This is a genomic window from Streptomyces sp. CB02009 (genome assembly GCF_001905825.1).
Lineage (GTDB): Bacteria > Actinomycetota > Actinomycetes > Streptomycetales > Streptomycetaceae > Streptomyces.
On the sequence record NZ_LIVV01000002.1, the window covers coordinates 706613 to 724307 of the forward strand.

The following is a 17695-nucleotide window of genomic DNA, read 5'->3' on the forward strand; positions in this document are numbered from 1 at the left end:
AGCAACGGACATGCCGGAATCGAACGACACGGGCGACGCGGCGGCGCGCGCGCCCGACACCGACGTCACCGTCGTCGGCGCGGGACCCGTGGGCCTCGCGCTCGCACTCGACCTGGCCCGCCGAGGGGTCCCGGTGCGCGTCGTCGAGCGCGACGACCGGCGCTTCCAGGGATCGCGGGCCAAGGGCATCCAGCCCCGGACCCTGGAGGTCCTCGACGACCTGGGCCTCGCCGACGCCGCCCGCGCCGCAGGCGGCGCCTACCCGCCGATGGGCCTCCATGTCGGCCCGTTCACCAAGACCTGGCAGATGCACGCCACCGCGCCGGACAGCATCGGCACCCCCTACCCCGACATCCTCCTGCTCCCTCAGTACGCCACCACCGCCCTCCTCCACGATGCCGTCGTACGCCTCGGAGTGCCCGTCGACTTCGGCGCGCGCGCCGTGGACATCACCCAGGACGAGCAGAGGTGCACGGTACGCCTGGAGGACGGCCGGGTCCTCACCAGCCGGTACGTGGTCGGGGCCGACGGCGGCTCCAGCACCGTCCGCAAGGCGGCGGGCATCGCCTTCGAGGGCACCACGGACGAGACCGACCGGATGATCCTCGTCGACGCCACCGTCGACGGACTGTCCCAGGACCGCTGGCACGTCTGGCCCCGGCTGCGCGGGCGCGGCATCGCGGCATGCCCCCTGCCGGAAGGCGGAGGCCGCTTCCAGATCATGATCAGGATCCGCCCCGAGGACCCCGTCGACCTCTCCGGCCCGGCCCTCGCCGCCCTCCTGCGCCGCCGTGCGAGCGCCGACCTCACCCTGCGCGCCATCACCTGGACCTCGGTCTTCCGCCCCAACATCCGCCTCGCCGAGCGCTACCGCGACGGCCGGCTCCTGCTGTGCGGAGACGCCGCCCACGTCCACACACCCGCCGGCGCCCAAGGCCTCAACACCGGGGTCCAGGACGCCCACAACCTCGGCTGGAAACTCCAGCAGGTCCTCGCCGGCGCCGACGACACGCTCCTGGACAGCTACGAACGGGAGCGCCGCCCGGTCGCCGCGCAGGTCCTCGGCCGCTCGACCGAGCTGTACGAGGGCCTGCGCCGCACCCGCCCCGGCGGGCTCACCCGGGGCCCCGACGAACACCAGCTCGGCATCTCGTACTTCGGCGGCCCCCTGGCCCCGGCCGACGCGCCCCGCACGGCGAGCCTGCGCTGCGGCGACCGCGCGCCGGACGCGGCGGTGGCGACCGGACCGGCGCGTCGGCTCTTCGACCTCTACCGGGGCCCGCACTTCACCGCCCTCGCGTTCGGCTCCGGCGCCGCCACGGCGCTCGACCGCCTTCCCTGGCCGCCCGGCGGTGCCCCGCTGCGCCGCCACACCGTGCTGACGCGCACCACACCGGGGACGCCGGACGAAGCGGCCCTGCTGGCGGCGTACGGCATCACCGAGGACACGATCGTGCTCGTCCGCCCGGACGGCCACATCGGCGACATCCGCCTCACGGCGGAAGAGGCGGACGGCGACCGCACACCGGTCGGGCACGGACCGGTCGGCAACGGCCCGGGCGGCAACGGCCCGGACGCCGAGGAGCCGCTGGGCACGGGCACGCCACCCGTGTCCCCGGCGATCGCGCGTCTGACTCCCGCCTGATTCCCCCCCCGGCTCCTGTGTGGCGCCGGCCCGAGTCGGGGCCGCGCGGGGGCCGGGGCGGGGCGCCCCGCCCGGGCGCGGCTCTCGCCCGGTTCCGGCGGCCCGTGCCCGGTCCCGGCGGCCCCGCCCGGTCCCGGCGCGTGCCCGGCCCCGGGGGCCCTGCCCGGCCCAGGGCCCCACCCGCACGCCCGGTACCGTGTCAGCGCACCACGGATGACCGCCGGGCGCGTGACGCCCAGGGCGGCGACGACCCGGCTCAGCGAGAGAGGGCCCGCGCATGGCCACCACCCCGCCACCCCCCGGCAGTCCGGCGTGGTGGGCATCCCGCCCGGCCCCCGCGACCCCTTCCGCCGCCGCCGAGCCGAGGCGCGGACGCCCGTCGCTCGACACCGCGCACATCGTCGGCACGGCGCTGCGGCTCGTCGACGAGCACGGTTCGCAGGCGTTCTCCCTGCGCATGCTCGCCGATGCCCTGAACTCCGGTACGGCCACGCTCTACCGCCACTTCGACGGCAAGGACGAGATCATGGCGTACGTGGTGGACCGCGTCCTCGGCGAGGTGGACGCGGACGCCCCGGCCACGGCCTCCGACTGGCGCGAGGCCCTCACGGTGACGGCCCGGGGGCTCCACGACACCCTGCGCCGCCACCCGAACACCCTGCCGCTGCTCATGGCGTACGTCCCCGTCGGCCCCCTCGCACTCGCCCGACGCGAGCGCGTCCTCGCCGCGCTCCTGGAGCACGGGCTGCCGGTGGACCTGGCCGCCCGTGCCTTCACGTCCGTCACGCACTACGCCATCGGCTTCGCCGTCCAGCAGTACGGTCCCGGGGCCGCCCCCGACCACAGCACCGAACTCGCGGACTTCTACGGCGGGCTCGACCCGGCCTCCTACCCCGCCCTCCTCCGGGCCGCCCGGTCCCTCACGTCCGTGGCGCTGGACGAGGAGTTCGAGTTCGGCCTCGCCCTCCTCGTCCGCGGCCTCGCGCAGTCGGCTCCGTAGAGCCTCCCGCACGCCTCAGGCGTAGGTCTCGAACTCGGCGACGCGGGGGACGCCGGTGGAGCCGAGGATCTCGAAGGTGATCTTCTTGAGCGCGGTGGGCGGGACGGTGAGGGCGCCGGCCCCGCTGCCGGAGGCGAGGACGGCTCCGGTGTCGCCGTTGAGGAGGCGCCAGGACCCGATGGCACCGGCCGACCCGGCCGCCTCGCGGATGGTGACCGCGGACACGGTGGTGGCGGAGCCCCACTTGACGGACACCGAGCCGGTGGAACCGGCCGGCGACCAGAAGGTGCCGAGGTCGCCGTCCCGGACGTTCCCGTAGCTCGTGCCGTCGGCCTTGCTGGAACCGTCGGCGCCGGCCCCGATGCTGAGGTTCGTGCCGCTCGGGGCGGTCGGTCCGGGCGTGGGTGTGGTGGGCGCCGGGGTGGGCGAGGAGGAGGTCGGCGTCGGAGTGGGCGTGGGGCTCGGGGTCTGCGGGGAGCAGCTGCCGTCCGACACGAGAAGCCCCTTGCCCGCACCGGCCGTTCGGGCGACGACGGCCGGTACGCAGGCGGCGGGGTCGAGGGCGTGGGCGTAGGGGATGGCGACGGTGGTGTTGGACTGCGGGTCCGGTCCCGCCGGGTTGTTCTCGGCGCCTCGCGCGGACCAGGTCACGTTGTCGAAGACGTTGCCCCCGACCTGCCAGTACCCGGCCGCGTCGGTGTAGAAGGTGCCCAGGACGTCCTTGGAGTCCTCGAAGTAGTTGTTGTCGACCTTGGCGCGGGCGCCGGCGCGGGAGTTGATGCCGGACTCGTTGATCCGCAGGTAGTGGTTGTTGTACATGTGGGCGGTGCCGCCGCGCAGCAGGGGAGCGCGCGAGTCGATGTTCTCGTAGAGGTTGTGGTGGTACGTGATGAAGCTGTTCGAGAGCTCGGTCTCGCTGGAACCGACGAGGCCGCCACGGCCGGAGTTGCGCAGGACGCTGTAGGACAGGGTCACGTACTGGGTGTTGTCCTTCATGTCGAAGAGGCCGTCGTAGCCCTCCGATTCGCCGCCCGAGGCCTCCAGGGTGGTGTGGTCGACCCAGACGTTGCGGACGTCGCTCTCCATACCGATGGCGTCGCCGCCGTTGGAGAGCGGCGAGCCCGACTTCTTGACGTTCCGCACGGTCACGTTCTGGATGATGATGTTGCTGGACTCACGGATGTGGATACCGAGTTGGTCGAAGACGGCGCCGGATCCGACCCCGACGAGGGTGACGTTGCTGATCTGCTTGAGCTCGATCACGCCGGCGGCGGTGTTGCAACTGCCGCCGGACACCTTGGTGGTGTTGGCGTGGTTGATCGTCCCCTCGACCTCGATGGTGAGCGGGGTGCTGCTGCTTGCCCGTGCGCACAGGGCCGCGTGGATCGCGGTCCCCGTGGTGGCCCGCACGGTCTGCCCGCCGGCGCCGCCGGTGGTCCCGCCGTTCTGGGTCGCGTAGCCCGTGGCGCCACCGGTCGCCGCCGCTGCCTGAGGCATCGACAGCACGACTCCGGTCGCGGCCGCGAGGGCCAGGGCGGCCAGGGCCGCGTGGAGCCGAAGTGCGACTGGTCGTCTCATGTTCGCCGTCCTTCTCGTCTTCGAACGCTGGGGGTCGGTTCCTGGCTGAGGTGCTGTGCGGAACGTCGTTCGGTGCGGCGGAAAGAGCCCATGGGCAGACGGATGGAGCTGCCCACAGACAGAAAGAAAGCGCTTTCTTCGCGACGGACGATAGGACGCACCCGGGAACGTGGCAAGACTCCGCGCAGGAGGACCTCCGTACGCGGGTGACCGCGAAGCCCCCACCGCTGTCGAGGCGACGTGCGTCGGCCGCTGCGGTCAGATGGGGCGCAGGACCTGGTCGGGTTCCGCGGAGGCCGCCGCGGCGAACTCGGCGAAGTCCATGGTGCCGAGCGCCAGGTTCACGTGGACCTCGTGCACGGCTGCGGGCGCGGTTCGGAACTCCCGGGGCTCCGGTGAATCGATGAGCTCCTGGTAGTAGACGGGATCGAGGTCGCCCTCGTCCTCCCAGGTCGTCGTCAGGGCGAGCAGGGCCCGCGCCGGTGACTCCATGGTGTGGCGGTCGGCGAGGAAGACGACGCTCAGATACTCGTCCTCGTCCACCACGGCGAGGACTTCGTCGGCTGTCGCTCCCGACCAGGCGGGCGCATCGACGACCCGCACCGTCGAGGGGTACTCGCCGGACGGCCCCCACGGACGGCGCAGCTCCTCGACCACGGCGCCCCAGCACTCGTCGTCGCTGAAGTCGGTCCTGATGACGACGGCGTCGAACGTGTCGCGGTGGGCGATCCCGGCCGGCTCTCGCGTAAGCCCCTCTGGCGTCGTCATGGGTGAGACCCTGCCATGCCGCACTGACATCAGGCCCTCCGCAGGCGTGACGCCATCGACGTGGGCGGCTCCAGCAGCCGGCTGACGCCCTGCTCAGCCAGCCAACGCCGCGCTGCCTTCTCGGCTTGCAGCTCCACTTGGGAAGTGTGGCAAGCCTCGCAAGATTCGCACGAAACGGCCTAACCGGCCGGGTGGGAACGGCCGCAGCCGTTCCCACCCGGCACCCTTCGAATCACCCCGCCCCATTCCCTCGGGAACGACTCGGGCATAGAGCGGTCACATGATCTGCCGCACCAGATAAACCCTACTTGACAGTTTCTGAGAGCCGAGTCAGGATCTACGGCTTAATATATCTACCCTAATCGCGAACGTACCCTATGGAATTCCGGTCCTCCGTGAAGAAACCGCTCCCATCCTCCACGATGGAGAAAGACAGTATGCATTCTTCAGGAGTGCCCGAAAACCTGAAACGAACGCCTGGCGATTCATCGGGGACGGTATGGAACTCCCAAGATGCAGGACCAGAATAATAGCGGCCGTTACTGGGTGGGCAGGGTTCCGGAACATTGTATAGCGTGGCTGTTCCATCTGGCCTGACCGAAACAGAGACACTTTCCCCGTTCTCTCCCCTCCACACCCCCTCAACATCGCCCACACTGAGAGGGGGGCGGCTCGAAACTCTAAGGAATGCGAGCACACCCACTACTGCCACCGCAACGGCGACTATACCCATGACAACAGAGGGGCGAGAGAGGAATCTAAGGCGCAGCTTTCGCATCAGAATCTTCTCCCTCGGTACGCTTCGAAGTCTGCCTTCACGGCATAGTCTCCGGTCTTTAGGTGTGCGGCTACAGCGTTGAAGATCTCATTGCGTCGGGCCGCGTCCACTGTCTGCCGGTGTTCATCCGAACCGGGACGATGGACGACTGTAAGAACAACTGCAGGAACTTCATCGGCCCACGCCGGACTGGCGGCCAGACCGGGCACGACACCCGTCAGAAGCGTCCAGGCTGCTGTCAGGGCGAGTGCACGCCCTCTCCCCTGGGCGCGCCGCGCACGCCCCGATCTCATGTTCATTCCCCACCCGCAGATCAACCGGATGCGTGTGCACCAGTGCATGACCCTTGACGCACATGCATGTGCAGTGAAGATCCCAGTTCCATATGTGATCTTCCTGTGTGGGGATACAACGCCGGGAAGCAGTACCTCGTCAATGCCCCTGACGTGCACAAACACATTGCGGCGGCGCCCGCAAACCGGACATTCCCTGTCGATCGCCGCACAGGAACCCGGACACATGCCCGAAGTGGGCGTGACGAGCACCATGGGATCCCTCAGCGTCGCAGGGAACTGAAACAGTGCCCACCCACGCGGCGAACGCCCGCCGGCGCGGACGGAGAACTGAGACCGTCCAAGTGCCACAACGCGGTTACTCACGAGGGCGTTTCCTAGAGATCATCTCGCTGACCAGATGAAGATGGCGGCGATGTGGAGTCCTGGGAGGATGAACGCGAGTGATCGGCAGTTGCCGTCTGCGGCGAGGTGGATCTTGGTGGTCGGTGCGCCGCGGGAGTGTCCGAGGGGCATGGTCGTCGGGCTCGCCGGCCGGGGCCCTTCTTGACGGGCCCCGGCGGCGTGCTGGTGGGCGCGGACGATGGTGGAGTCGACCGCGACGACCCAGTCGAGGTCGCCTCCGGCGTCGGCCTGGGCGAGGAGCGTGGTGAAGACCTTCTCCCAGGTGCCGTCGGCAGCCCATTTCCGCAGGCGGTTGTGGGCGCCCTTCCATGACCCGAAGCCCTCGGGCAGGTCCATCCACGGTGTGCCGGTGCGGTACTTGAACGCGATCGCGTTGATTACCTGCCGTGATCACGCCACAGGCCGCCTCGCTTCGGCGTCGTCATGAGCGAGACCCTGCCATGCCGTACTGACATCACGCCCTCCGTCGGAGCGACGGCGTCGTGGTGAGCCGCCTCAGGAGTCGGCTTCGTGGAGCGGTCGGCGCGGGTGCGTCGAAGTCGCTTGTCCGCTTGTCAGTTCAGAGATGATCAAGTAGCGTCCTGCGACGTGAACACCGGACCGGCGATTCGACGCCATACACAGACGGGCCATCCGGTGGACGACTGATCGCTCCGTGGGTGCGTCGACAGCACCCCCACGGTTCGGCACGCGGACCCCCCAGTGCTCCGGCACTGCGACGAGTCCCTTTCGTGTCGAATCAACAGCGAGGTCATCCACATGGCAGTCACGTTCAACCACACCATCATCGCCGCCAAGGACCGCCACGAGTCCGCGCGGTTCTTCCGGGAGCTGCTCGAACTCCCCGAGGCACCGTCCTGGGGTCCTTTCATCAACGTCCAGCTCGCCGACGGCGTGCTCATCCAGTTCGCCGAGCCCCCGATGGACATCCAGATGCAGCACTACGCCTTCCTCGTCGACGACGAGCTGTTCGAGCGGGCGTACCAGCGGCTCTGCGACCAGGGTGTCGAGCACTGGGCCGACCCCCAGATGAAGCGGCCCGGCGAGACGAACGACGAACACGGCGGCCGCGGGGTCTACTTCAAGGACCCGGGCGGTCACGCGTTCGAGCTGATCACGCGTCCTTACCTGTAGGGCGAGGCGGGGCGAACCGCGGCCGGCCGGGCACCCGTGCGGTGCCCGGCCGGCCCTCGGGTCCTCCTCAGGCCAGGAACTCGCCGTCCCTGGCCACCACGACGCCGCCGTGCACCACCATGTCGCGGCGAGGCATGTCCACGACCACCTGCGGCAGGCACTCGCCCCGGACCAGCACGAAGTCGGCCGGGGCGCCGGCCGTGAAGTCCGCGTGCGCCAGGCCCATCACGTCCGCGCCGCCGTGCGCCGCGACGTCGTAGCAGTCCCTCAGCTCGTCGTCCAGGCGTACATCCGTGACCCAGCCGAGGATGTGCGCCCGGTGCATCATGTCGGCGTTCCCGAACGGGCTCCACGAGTCACGCACGCCGTCCGACCCGAGCCCGACCCGCACGCCGTGCTCCCGCAGGCGCGCGATCGGCAGGACCAGCGAGTCGGACGGGGCGACCGTGGTGAGCGCGATGTCCTGGTCACCCAAGTCGGCCGCGATCGAGCCGAGTTCGCGGTCCGTCAGACCCGGCAGGCAGAAGACATGGCTGACCGTCACCTTCCCCGCGAGGGACAGCGCCCGGGTGCGCTCCACGATGCCGCGCATCGCCTTCATGCCCTTCTCCCCGCGATCGTGCAGGTGGATGTCCACGCCCACACCATGGCGGTCCGCGATGCCGAACACGACGTCCAGCTGATCGTCGAGGGCGTTGTCGAACCCGATCGGGTCGATGCCGCCGATCATGTCGATGAGACCCTCGCGCGCCGCCTTCTCCAGGAGTGCGGCCGTTCCCGGAGTCCGGATCACCCCGTGCTGCGGGAAGGCCACGATCTGGACGTCGAGCGCGTGACGCAACCGCTCGCGGGCCGCCGCCACGCCCTCCACCCCCGCCAGGCCGTACGCCGGTGCCACGTCCGCGTGGGCACGCATGCCGCGCGTGCCCCGCGACACGGCGTGCGACATCAGGCCGTACGCCCGCTCGGCCACCGGGCGGCGCTGGCTGCGGAACAGTTCGACGTCCTGCGACACGTAGTCGGCGATCTCGCTCGCCGGCCGCCGCGACACCCACGACCCGCCCCAGGTCGTCTTGTCCGGGTGGATGTGCGCGTCCACGAGGGACGGCAGCGCGATCCGGCCGCCTCCGTCGACGACCTTCGCGCCGTGCGGCGCCGGTCGGTCCGAGACGCGGCCGTCGACGACCACGAGGTCCCTGGCCCGCGCCGCGCCGAACGGGCGGACGTCACGGAAGACGACCGCCCTGGCCCTGTGCCCGGAGGTGCGGGAGGCCGCCGCTTCGGCGGCGACCGGAGCCGCCGCCGCAGCGGGCCCGGCCGTGGCCGCGGCGGTGGCCGAGGCGCCCGCGAACGCCGCGGCTCCCGCCAGCATCGTGCGACGGGACAGCGCGCCGGGGGAGGCCGGGGAGGACGACTGCGGGGACGAGGACGACTGCATGGGGGCTCCTTGGCGGGACGGGACGGCGAGGTCGCCGTGGTGAAGGCGGGCGGCGCGGACCGCGCCGGGTGTCCGGCGGATCCGGTGAAGGGCGCTACCGGTCGAGGGAGAGGCAGAGGCAGAGGCAGAGGGTGAGGGGAAGGCGCGGGGAGGGGAGCGGGAGAGGGACGGCGAGCGGGAGGTGGACGTCTCGGCCGTCTCAGGCCGCGACGACCCCCGCCCGTACCACCGTCACCGGACGCTTCAGCACCGCCGGGTCCGCCAGCGGGTCGCCCGGCAGCAGCAGGGCGTCGCCCGTGTGGCCGCGGGTGAGGCGGCCCGCCGTGCCGGTGAGGCCCAGGAGGCGGGCCGCGCCCGTCGTCGCCGTGCGGATCGCGTCGAGGGGCGAGAGGCCCGCGGAGTGCATCAGCTCGACCTCGCCGCCGATCGGGTCCACCACCCCGCCCGACGAGTCGGTGCCCGCGGCCAGCGGGACCCCGAGTTCGTGCGCGGCGAGGACCGCGCGCTTCAGGACCGGGAGGTACGTGCGTCCGCGCTCGGCGAGGACCGGGTCGGAGGACTCCGCCAGGCCGGCGATCGCGGTGAGGGTGGGCGTGAAGTACGTTCCCCGGCGCCGCATCTCGTGCAGGGTGCGCTCGCCGACGAAGGCGCCGTGCTCCAGGGAGCGGATGCCCGCCATGACGGCGTCGTGGCAGCCCTGTTCGCTGTAGCTGTGGCAGAGGACGCCCTTGCCGCGCCGCCGGGCCGCCGCCACGATCTCGGCGAGCTGGTCGCGCGAGTAGACCTGTGCGAGCGGGTCCTGCTCCGGGAGCCCGGCGCGTTCGTTGACCCGTGTCTTGATCACGTCCGCGCCACGCGCGAGGTTCACCTCCACCACGCGCCGCAGTGCCTCCGGGGAGCGCACTCCGTCCTTGAGGCGGGCGAGCGGGGTGAGGTCGGGGTCGGCCAGCACGGTGTCGCCGAGGTCCGGGGTGACGAACACCCCGGCGGCCGTCAGCCGCGGCGCGAGCGCGGGGCTGTGCCGGGCGAGTTCGCGGACGGCGATGTCCTGGTAGAAGGAGGTCGATCCGCTGCGTGCGCTCGTCGCGCCCTTGCGGACGGCGTCGCGCGCCTCGGCGGCGGTGCTGAGGTGGATGTGCGCGTCGACCAGGCCCGGCAGGATCCAGCGGCCGTGCGCGTCGAGCACCTCGACGCCCTGCGGCACGGCGACGGCGCCCCGGCGGCCGGCGGCCCCGACGGTGCCGTCCTCGATGACGACGACGGCGTTCTCGGTGACCCCGCCGGTGGCCGGGTCCAGGAGGGTGCCGCCCTCGATCACCAGGTGTCCCGCGCGCGGGGTGGTGCCGGGGGAGTGGCGGCCGGAGTCGGTTCGGTGGTCGCCGGCGGCGGTCGCGTGTCCCGCCGCGGCCAGGGTGCCGGCGAGGGCGGCCGCTCCGGCGAGGATGCCGCGGCGGGTCAGCTTGCTGGAGGGCGGCGGGGTGCCTTCGACGCACATGGGTGCTCCTTGGGGGGAGTGGGCCAGGGCTTCCCCGTTTTGTATACCAAGCTCACGGCGCCGGACAAGGGTGATGATCCAGGGAATCGGAAACACCCGTTCCGGTACAGGTTTGCCCTGTTTGATGGCTGCACCGACGGATTGAGGGGTGTGCGATCACGCATCTTGGTATACGAATGATGGGCGGCGCTCGGCCACCCGTACCCTCAGTGCTCGCCGAAGAGGGACCGCAGCGCCACGGCCCGGCTGTCCCGCACGTGCAGCAGGGTGCTCGCCGCGGCGGCCTCCGCGTCCCCCGCGGCGATGTGCCGGTACATCTCGGCGTGCTGGGCCCGCATGTGCGCGGGCTCCTCGCGCAGGCCGAACACGAGCCGCAGCTGCCAGCTCAGCTGCTCCATCGTGCGGGCGAGCAGCGGGTTGCCCGACATGGCCACCATGCTCTCGTGGAACGCCGTGTGGGCCGCCACCTCGCGGGTCGCCTCGTCCGCCGCGGCCGCAGACTCGGCCTGGTGCAGGGCCGCTTCGAGGGCGGCGAGTCCCTCGGTGTCGCCCGCCGCGCGCGCCCGCGCCGCGAGCCGGGAGGCCTGGACCGTGAGCGGCTCCCACACCTCGTAGAGGTGCTCCACGTCGGCGCGCTCCAGGCGCCGGACGCGTACGCCGCTGTGCGGGAGCAGCTCCAGGAGCCCCTCGGTGACCAGGGCGCGCAGCGCCTCGCGTACCGGGACCCGAGACATGCCGAGCTCCTCCGCGACCTCCCGCTCGACGAGGCGGGCTCCCTGGGCGTACCGCCGGTCCACGATCCGCTGGAGGACCGCCTCACGCGCGCGCGTGCTCAGCGGGGCGGGGGCGGGGGGAGAGGCGCCGTCGCCCGCGGCAGTCGAGTCGGTCCGTCGTCCGTCCGTCACGCGCCCCGACCTCTTCCCTGCTCCGCCGTGCTGTCCGTCCCCCGTTCGGGGTGCCCGGGGCGAGGATACGTCGGCCCGCCGACAGCCACCGGTCAAGCGGTCGGGGTCTGTTGGTCCGCACGGTTCGGCCCCGGCTGTGGTACTGCCTTACAGAGACTTCGTCAGATTTGTGGTGAAATGCTGCTTTGCCGGTGAAAGGTGCCATCTGTGTCGCAGGAAGATCAGGGGCCGGACGGTGGCCGAACAGGCGCCGAACGGGGCGGGCTGCCGGTGACGGCGAATCTGCCGGGCCGCCCCGACCACCACCATCGGGCCCGTACGGACCGGATCGTGTTCGGTGTCACCGCCGTCCTCACCGTGGCGTTCGTCGTCTGGGGCGCCACGGCCACGGACAGCCTGGAGAGCGTGTCGAGCGACCTCCTCGACGGGCTCATCCGCAACGGCGGCTGGGCGTTCATGCTGGCCGCGTCCGGCTTCGTCGTCTTCGCGCTCTGGCTGGCCATCAGCCGCTACGGCCGGATCACGCTCGGCCAGGAGGGCGAGGGCCCGGAGTTCCGGACGGTGTCGTGGATCGCCATGATGTTCAGCGCCGGTATGGGGATCGGCCTGATGTTCTACGGGGTGAGCGAACCGCTCGCCCACTACGGCACCCCGCCCCCCGGCACCCGCCCGCTGGACTCGGCCGAGCGCATGCAGACCGCCATGGCCACCACGCTCTTCCACTGGACGCTTCACCCGTGGGCCATCTACGCGGTCGTCGGCCTCGCCATCGCGTACTCCACGTTCCGGCGGCGGCGCCGGCAGACGATCAGCGCCGTGTTCGTCCCGCTGATCGGCGAGAAGGCGGCGTACGGCGGGCCCGGGCGGGTCATCGACATCCTGGCGATCTTCGCCACGCTGTTCGGCTCCGCGGCCTCGCTCGGCCTGGGCGCGCTCCAGATCGGGAGCGGCTTCGAGGAGCTGGGCTGGATGGAGAAGACCGGCACCGGGCTGCTCGTCGCCATCATCGCCGTACTGACCGTGGCCTTCGTCTTCTCCGCCATCTCCGGTGTGGAGAAGGGCATCCAGTGGCTCTCCAACATCAACATGGTGCTCGCCGGGATCCTCGCCCTCTTCGTGTTCATCGCGGGCCCCACCATCATCGTGCTCGACCTGCTGCCCACCTCCATCGCCGCCTACATCGACGACCTGCCGCAGCTCGCCGGCCGCACGGAGGCGACCAGCGGTGCGGAGATCCACGACTGGCTGGGCAGCTGGACCGTCTTCTACTGGGCCTGGTGGATCTCCTGGACGCCCTTCGTCGGCATGTTCATCGCCCGGATCAGCCGGGGCCGCACCATCCGCCAGTTCGTCGGCGGAGTCATCCTGGTGCCCAGCACCGTGAGCCTGGTCTGGTTCGCCATCTTCGGCGGAACGGCGATGAAGCTCAGGGAACAGGGTGATCTGGCGGGCGAGTCGACCCCGGAGGGGCAGCTCTTCGGTGTGCTCCAGGAGTTCCCGATCACCGGCACCATGAGCCTGCTCGTGATGATCCTCGTCGGCATCTTCTTCGTGTCGGGCGCGGACGCCGCCTCGATCGTCATGGGCACCCTGTCCCAGCGGGGCGCCTTCGAACCGACCCGCCCCGTGGTGGTGTTCTGGGGCGTCGTGACCGGCGCGGTCGCCGCCATCATGCTCCTCATCGGCGACGGCCAGGGCGACGCCCTCGCGGGCCTGCAGAACCTCACGATCCTGGTGGCGGCGCCGTTCGTGCTGGTCATGATCGGCATGTGCGTGGCCCTGATGCGGGACCTCCGCAGGGACCCGCTGATCGTGCGTGGCGAGGTCGGCGCGGAGGTCGTCGAACTCGCCGTGATCGCCGGCCACGAGCAGTACGACGGCGACTTCGAGCTCAGGATCGGCCCCGGGACGCAGGACGCCGACGCGCCCTGAACCACCCGACGGGTCACGCCCTGCCCGCCGCCTTCTGGGTGCGGCGGGACAGGGAGTCCACGACCACGGCGGCCAGCAGGACCGAACCCGTGATCATGAACTGGACGGCGTTGCTCACGCCCATGATGTTCATCCCGGACTGGATGGAGCCGATCACGAGCGCACCGAGCAGCGCCGACCAGACGGTGCCGCGGCCGCCGAACAGACTCGTACCGCCGATGACGGCCGCGGCGATCACGTTCATCAGGAGGTTGCCGCCGCCGGAGGTCTGGCTCGCGGACTGGATCTGCCCGGCGAGGAAGAGGCCGCCGACCGCCGCCATGGTCCCGGCGATCGAGAAGACGGACATCCGGACGAACGGCACGCTGATGCCCGCCCGGCGCGCGCCCTCGATGTTGCCGCCCACCGCGAAGATCCGGCGGCCGTACGTGGTGCGCCGGAGGACGAAGTCCAGCAGCACCAGCACGATCAGGAAGATCAGCAGGGCCAGCGGAAGCCCCTGGTACTGGTTGAGGATGTACGCCGTGACGAAGGCGAGGGCCGCGATCACGACGGTCCGCAGGACGATCTCGGCGATCGGACGGAACGGCACCCGGGCCTTCCGGCGGCGCCCGGCGTCCAGCAGCGAGGCCGTCAGGAACAGTCCCACCCCGACAGCGGCCGTCACATAGGCGGCCGCCGGGCTGTGGTAGATCGTCGAGTACAGCTTGGACACGATGCTCTCGCTCGGGATGTTGACCGTGCCGCTGCTGCCCAGCACCTGGAGCATGAGCCCGTTCCAGGCGAGGTTGCCCGCCAGGGTCACCACGAACGCCGGTACGCCGACCTTCGCGAAGAAGAACCCCTGGATGAGCCCGACGGCGGCGCCGCCGGCGATGGCGACGAGCAGCGCGAGCCACTCGTTCATGCCGTTCAGGACGTTGAGCACGGCGAAGATCGCGGCGCAGAGACCGCTGACCGAGCCGACGGAGAGGTCGATCTCGCCGAGCAGCAGGACGAAGACGATGCCGACCGCGATCATGCCCGTGCCGACGATCTGCTGACTGAGGTCGGACAGGTTCTGGGCCGAGAGGAACGTGCTGTTCAGACTGCCGAAGACCGTCCAGATGATGATCACGGCGAGCACGACGGGCAGCGAACCCAGTTCGCCGCTGCGCAGCTTGCGCCGGAACTCGCCGAGGTACCCCTTGACGCCCTCCTCGCGGACGAGGAGACGGGTGTCGACGGCGGGCACGGCACCGGGTGCCGGTTCCTGGCCCGCGTCGGAGCCGGAGGGGTCGCGGCCTCGGTCGCCTCTCATCGCTCCTCCTCCTGCTCCCGCTTACGGGCCTGGCGGCGGGTGACCGCGCTGTCGCTGGCCCCCGTGATCGCGGAGATGATCTCCTCCGTGGTCGTCGAGCGCTTGTCGAAGAAGCCGTTGTTCCGGCCGAGGCGCATCACCGCGATCCGGTCGGCGACCGCCATCACGTCCACCATGTTGTGGCTGATCAGAATGGTCCCGAGACCCTGCTCGCGGAGCCGGTCGACCAGGTCGAGGACCTCGGCGGTCTGCTCCACGCCCAGGGCGGCGGTGGGCTCGTCCAGGATGACGACCTTCGGTGCGCCGATCAGCGAACGGGCGATCGCCACCGTCTGGCGCTGACCGCCGGAGAGGGACGCCACGGGGATGCGGACGCTCGGGATGCGGATGGACAGCGTGTCGAGCAGCTCGCGCGCCCGCTGGTCCATGCGGACCTCGTCGAGCACGCCGAAGCGCCGCAGCTCCCGGCCGAGGAACAGGTTGGCGACCACGTCGAGGTTGTCGCACAGCGCCAGGTCCTGGTAGACGGTGGCGATGCCGAGGTGCTGCGCGTCGTGCGGCCGGCTGATGCTGACCGGCTTCCCCTCCCAGGTGATGACGCCCTCGTCGGGCGGGTTCACCCCGGCGATCGACTTGACGGCGGTCGACTTGCCGGCGCCGTTGTCGCCGACCAGCGCGACCACCTCACCGGGGTGGACGTCCAGGTCGAAGTCCTTCAGCGCCTGGACCGCGCCGAACCGCTTGGAGATCCCCCGCAGTGAGAGCACGGGATCCGGCAAAGGAACCGCCTCCTCCGCTCGCCCGCTCGCGCGGGTCCGGACCCCGCCGGGACGGATGCCGCCCGGGCGGGACGTCCCGGGCGGAAGCGCCCGGGACGGAAACGCCGTGCCGCTACTGGAGGCCGGCCTCCTTGCAGGCAGCGGCGTACGTCGGGGTGCAGATCTCCTGGACCGTGTACAGGCCGTCCTTGACGACCGTGTCCTTGATGTTGGTCTTGTCGACCACGACAGGCGTGAGCAGGTTGGCCGGGACCTTCTGGCCACTGCCGCTGGTGACGGTGGTGGGGACCAGGTCGGCCGGCAGCTGCTTGCCCTCGGCGAAGTCGACCGCCATGGTGGCCGCGATGTCCGCCTCCGGCTTGTACGGCTTCATGATGGTGATCGTCTGGGTGCCGAGCAGGATCCGCTGGATCGCGTCGAGCTGGGCGTCCTGGCCGGTCAGCGGCACGTTGATGCCCGCCGCCTTCAGGGCGGTGGAGATACCGGCCGCCAGTCCGTCGTTGGCCGAGTACACGCCGACGATGTTGTCCTTGCCCAGGGCGCTGATCGCGCCGGACATCTGCTGGTTGGCGTTGTTCGGGTCCCAGTTCGGCGTGTCGTACTCCTTGCCGATCTTCACCTTGCCGTCCAGGACCGAGTGCGCGCCGGCCTTGAACTCCGCCGCGTTGGGGTCGGTCGGCGACCCGTTGTGCATGACGATCTGGCCGCTCCCGGCCTTGTCGCCGAGCGCGTCGAGGAGCGCCTGGCCCTGCAGCTCGCCCACCTTGCGGTTGTCGTACGAGACGTACGAGTCGACCGGGCCCTGCGCGAGACGGTCGTACGCGACGACCTTCACACCCGCGTCGTGGGCCTTCTGCACGGAGGACTGGATCGACTTGGCGTCCACGGCGTCCAGGATCAGGACCTTGTCGCCCTTGGCGAGCGCGGTGTTCACCTGCTGCTGCTGGGTGTTCGCGCTCTCGGCGGCGTTGTAGTAGTCGATCTGGGCGTCGGGCGCCAGTTCCTTGATCTTGGCCTCGATGTAGGGCCGGTCGAACTTCTCGTACCGTGTGGTCTTGCTCTCCGGCAGCAGCAGGCCGATCCTCACGTCCTGCCGCGCCGACTCGGCGCCCGGCTGGACGGCCCCGCTGGTCGCCACGGCGCCCAGGCACAGGGCGGTGGCTCCGGCGAGGGCTATCGCGCCCCGCAATGTACGGGTCATGGGAGGCTCCTTCCGTACTCCGCCTTCCCGCCGCCTGATGAGTGCGGGACGCAGGAGGCACATGTGGCCTATATATCGACACTAGCGTCAAGTCGGGGACCGGCAAGCGGGTGAACCGGCTCCCGCCCGGTGGCCTTACCACCGTGGGCACGGGATCGCACGTCGGGCCCGGACCACACCGTCCCCGGAAGCGTCCGCGCAGGTCGGAGCCGGTCCGTGCGGCACCGCGTCGGGGCCGGTCCGTGCGCCGGCGCCCCCGGTGGGGCACCCTGGCGGCATGCCGCATCCCCGTACGCTCAGCTCGCAGGATCCGGTGGCCGTCGCCGTCACAGCGGCCATCGCCACCGGTGACACCGACGCCCTGCGCGGACTGCTCGCCGGGCATCCCGGACTGGCCGCCGCCCGGATCGTCGAGGACCGGGAGGGCCGCGGGCCCGGTGGCCGCAGCCTGCTGCACCTCGCCGCCGACTGGCCCGGTCACCGGCCGCGCGGCCCGGAGACCGTCGCCGTCCTGGTCGAGGCCGGCGCCGACCCGGACGCCCGCTTCGCCGGAGCCCACCGGGAGACCCCGCTGCACTGGGCGGCGAGCAACGACGACGTCCCGATGGTCGACGCGCTCATCGCCGCCGGAGCCGACATCGAGGCCGACGGAGCGGTCATCGCCGGCGGTACGCCGCTGGCCGACGCCCGCGCCTTCGGGCAGTGGCGCGCGGCCCGAAGGCTGCTCGAACTCGGCGCCCGTCCCACCTTCCAGGACGCCGCGACCCTCGGTCTCCTCGACGTGGTCGAGGCCCGCCTCACCGCCGTCCCCGTCCCGTCACCGGAGGAGATCGACCAGGCGTTCTGGGGTGCCTGCCAGGGCGGCCGGCTCGCCGTCGCCGTACGGCTCCTGGAATCCGGCGCGGACATCGACCGGATCGGCTGGGACGACCTCACCCCGCTCGACATCGCCCGAGCGGAGAAGGCGGACGAGGTCATCGGCTGGCTGACCGACCGGGGGGCGCGGACGGCCGCGGAGCGCCGGGCGACGGACGGCGGGTGAGC

The 17695-nt window shown here is 71.2% G+C and carries 13 protein-coding genes and 1 pseudogene; 5 read left to right on the forward strand and 9 right to left on the reverse strand.

The features are described 5' to 3' along the window. Positions 1 to 10 precede the first annotated feature (10 nt). Complete coding sequence (locus AMK27_RS10415; protein ID WP_079188334.1) at positions 11 to 1645, forward strand: FAD-dependent oxidoreductase; 1635 nt, start codon at positions 11 to 13, stop codon at positions 1643 to 1645. A gap of 277 nt (positions 1646 to 1922) precedes the next feature. Beyond that, complete coding sequence (locus tag AMK27_RS10420) at positions 1923 to 2645, forward strand: TetR/AcrR family transcriptional regulator (protein WP_079188335.1); 723 nt, start codon at positions 1923 to 1925, stop codon at positions 2643 to 2645. 15 nt (positions 2646 to 2660) lie between these two features. Here AMK27_RS10420 and AMK27_RS10425 read toward each other — a convergent pair whose 3' ends face one another. From AMK27_RS10425 to AMK27_RS10435, 3 genes and pseudogenes are all read right to left on the reverse strand, one after another. Beyond that, complete coding sequence (locus AMK27_RS10425; protein WP_073904933.1) at positions 2661 to 4223, reverse strand: pectate lyase family protein; 1563 nt, start codon at positions 4221 to 4223, stop codon at positions 2661 to 2663. A 258-nt stretch (positions 4224 to 4481) separates the two neighbouring features. After that, the gene (locus AMK27_RS10430) at positions 4482 to 4991 is read right to left on the reverse strand and encodes a DUF6924 domain-containing protein (protein WP_073904934.1); all 510 of its coding nucleotides are present in this window, start codon (positions 4989 to 4991) and stop codon (positions 4482 to 4484) included. A 1494-nt stretch (positions 4992 to 6485) separates the two neighbouring features. After that, positions 6486 to 6892: pseudogene (locus AMK27_RS10435) on the reverse strand (IS5 family transposase); the annotation flags it as partial. A 334-nt stretch (positions 6893 to 7226) separates the two neighbouring features. Between AMK27_RS10435 and AMK27_RS10440 the strand changes: the two are divergent. Continuing rightward, complete coding sequence (locus AMK27_RS10440; RefSeq protein WP_073904936.1) at positions 7227 to 7601, forward strand: VOC family protein; 375 nt, start codon at positions 7227 to 7229, stop codon at positions 7599 to 7601. Positions 7602 to 7668: 67 nt separating this feature from the next. On the opposite strand, the gene AMK27_RS10445 is transcribed toward AMK27_RS10440, so the two are convergent. From AMK27_RS10445 to AMK27_RS10455, 3 genes are all read right to left on the reverse strand, one after another. Further along, positions 7669 to 9039: an amidohydrolase gene (locus AMK27_RS10445; RefSeq protein WP_079188336.1), complete on the reverse strand. Its 1371-nt coding sequence runs from the start codon at positions 9037 to 9039 to the stop codon at positions 7669 to 7671. Between the two features lie 199 nt (positions 9040 to 9238). Then, positions 9239 to 10534 (reverse strand): amidohydrolase family protein, encoded by a 1296-nt coding sequence (locus AMK27_RS10450; RefSeq protein WP_073904937.1) that lies wholly within the window; start codon positions 10532 to 10534, stop codon positions 9239 to 9241. A gap of 206 nt (positions 10535 to 10740) precedes the next feature. Beyond that, positions 10741 to 11439, reverse strand: a complete 699-nt coding sequence (locus AMK27_RS10455; protein ID WP_073904939.1) for a GntR family transcriptional regulator — start codon at positions 11437 to 11439, stop codon at positions 10741 to 10743. Positions 11440 to 11646: 207 nt separating this feature from the next. On the opposite strand from AMK27_RS10455, the gene AMK27_RS10460 reads away from it, so the two are divergent. Then, the gene (locus tag AMK27_RS10460) at positions 11647 to 13371 is read left to right on the forward strand and encodes a BCCT family transporter (protein WP_073904940.1); all 1725 of its coding nucleotides are present in this window, start codon (positions 11647 to 11649) and stop codon (positions 13369 to 13371) included. Between the two features lie 13 nt (positions 13372 to 13384). Here AMK27_RS10460 and AMK27_RS10465 read toward each other — a convergent pair whose 3' ends face one another. The 3 genes from AMK27_RS10465 to AMK27_RS10475 all read right to left on the reverse strand — a co-directional run bounded on the left by AMK27_RS10465 (position 13385) and on the right by AMK27_RS10475 (position 16651). Next, positions 13385 to 14671 (reverse strand): sugar ABC transporter permease, encoded by a 1287-nt coding sequence (locus tag AMK27_RS10465; protein WP_073904942.1) that lies wholly within the window; start codon positions 14669 to 14671, stop codon positions 13385 to 13387. Further along, positions 14668 to 15450: an ATP-binding cassette domain-containing protein gene (locus AMK27_RS10470; protein WP_073904943.1), complete on the reverse strand. Its 783-nt coding sequence runs from the start codon at positions 15448 to 15450 to the stop codon at positions 14668 to 14670. The genes AMK27_RS10465 and AMK27_RS10470 overlap by 4 nt, the downstream gene beginning before the upstream one ends. A 112-nt stretch (positions 15451 to 15562) precedes the next feature. Then, complete coding sequence (locus AMK27_RS10475) at positions 15563 to 16651, reverse strand: substrate-binding domain-containing protein (RefSeq protein ID WP_073904945.1); 1089 nt, start codon at positions 16649 to 16651, stop codon at positions 15563 to 15565. A gap of 277 nt (positions 16652 to 16928) precedes the next feature. Here AMK27_RS10475 and AMK27_RS10480 point away from each other — a divergent pair, with 277 nt between their 5' ends. Next, positions 16929 to 17693 (forward strand): ankyrin repeat domain-containing protein, encoded by a 765-nt coding sequence (locus tag AMK27_RS10480; RefSeq protein ID WP_073904946.1) that lies wholly within the window; start codon positions 16929 to 16931, stop codon positions 17691 to 17693. Positions 17694 to 17695: the final 2 nt, after the last annotated feature.

Bases quoted from the DNA above. Each gene is read 5' to 3' on its own strand.
- AMK27_RS10425 (WP_073904933.1), bottom strand. From the start codon at position 4,223: ATGAGACGACCAGTCGCACTTCGGCTCCACGCGGCCCTGGCCGCCCTG.
- AMK27_RS10480 (WP_073904946.1), top strand. From the start codon at position 16,929: ATGCCGCATCCCCGTACGCTCAGCTCGCAGGATCCGGTGGCCGTCGCC.
- AMK27_RS10415 (WP_079188334.1), top strand. From the start codon at position 11: ATGCCGGAATCGAACGACACGGGCGACGCGGCGGCGCGCGCGCCCGAC.
- AMK27_RS10450 (WP_073904937.1), bottom strand. From the start codon at position 10,534: ATGTGCGTCGAAGGCACCCCGCCGCCCTCCAGCAAGCTGACCCGCCGC.
- AMK27_RS10440 (WP_073904936.1), top strand. From the start codon at position 7,227: ATGGCAGTCACGTTCAACCACACCATCATCGCCGCCAAGGACCGCCAC.
- AMK27_RS10430 (WP_073904934.1), bottom strand. From the start codon at position 4,991: ATGACGACGCCAGAGGGGCTTACGCGAGAGCCGGCCGGGATCGCCCAC.
- AMK27_RS10445 (WP_079188336.1), bottom strand. From the start codon at position 9,039: ATGCAGTCGTCCTCGTCCCCGCAGTCGTCCTCCCCGGCCTCCCCCGGC.
- AMK27_RS10420 (WP_079188335.1), top strand. From the start codon at position 1,923: ATGGCCACCACCCCGCCACCCCCCGGCAGTCCGGCGTGGTGGGCATCC.
- AMK27_RS10465 (WP_073904942.1), bottom strand. From the start codon at position 14,671: ATGAGAGGCGACCGAGGCCGCGACCCCTCCGGCTCCGACGCGGGCCAG.
- AMK27_RS10475 (WP_073904945.1), bottom strand. From the start codon at position 16,651: ATGACCCGTACATTGCGGGGCGCGATAGCCCTCGCCGGAGCCACCGCC.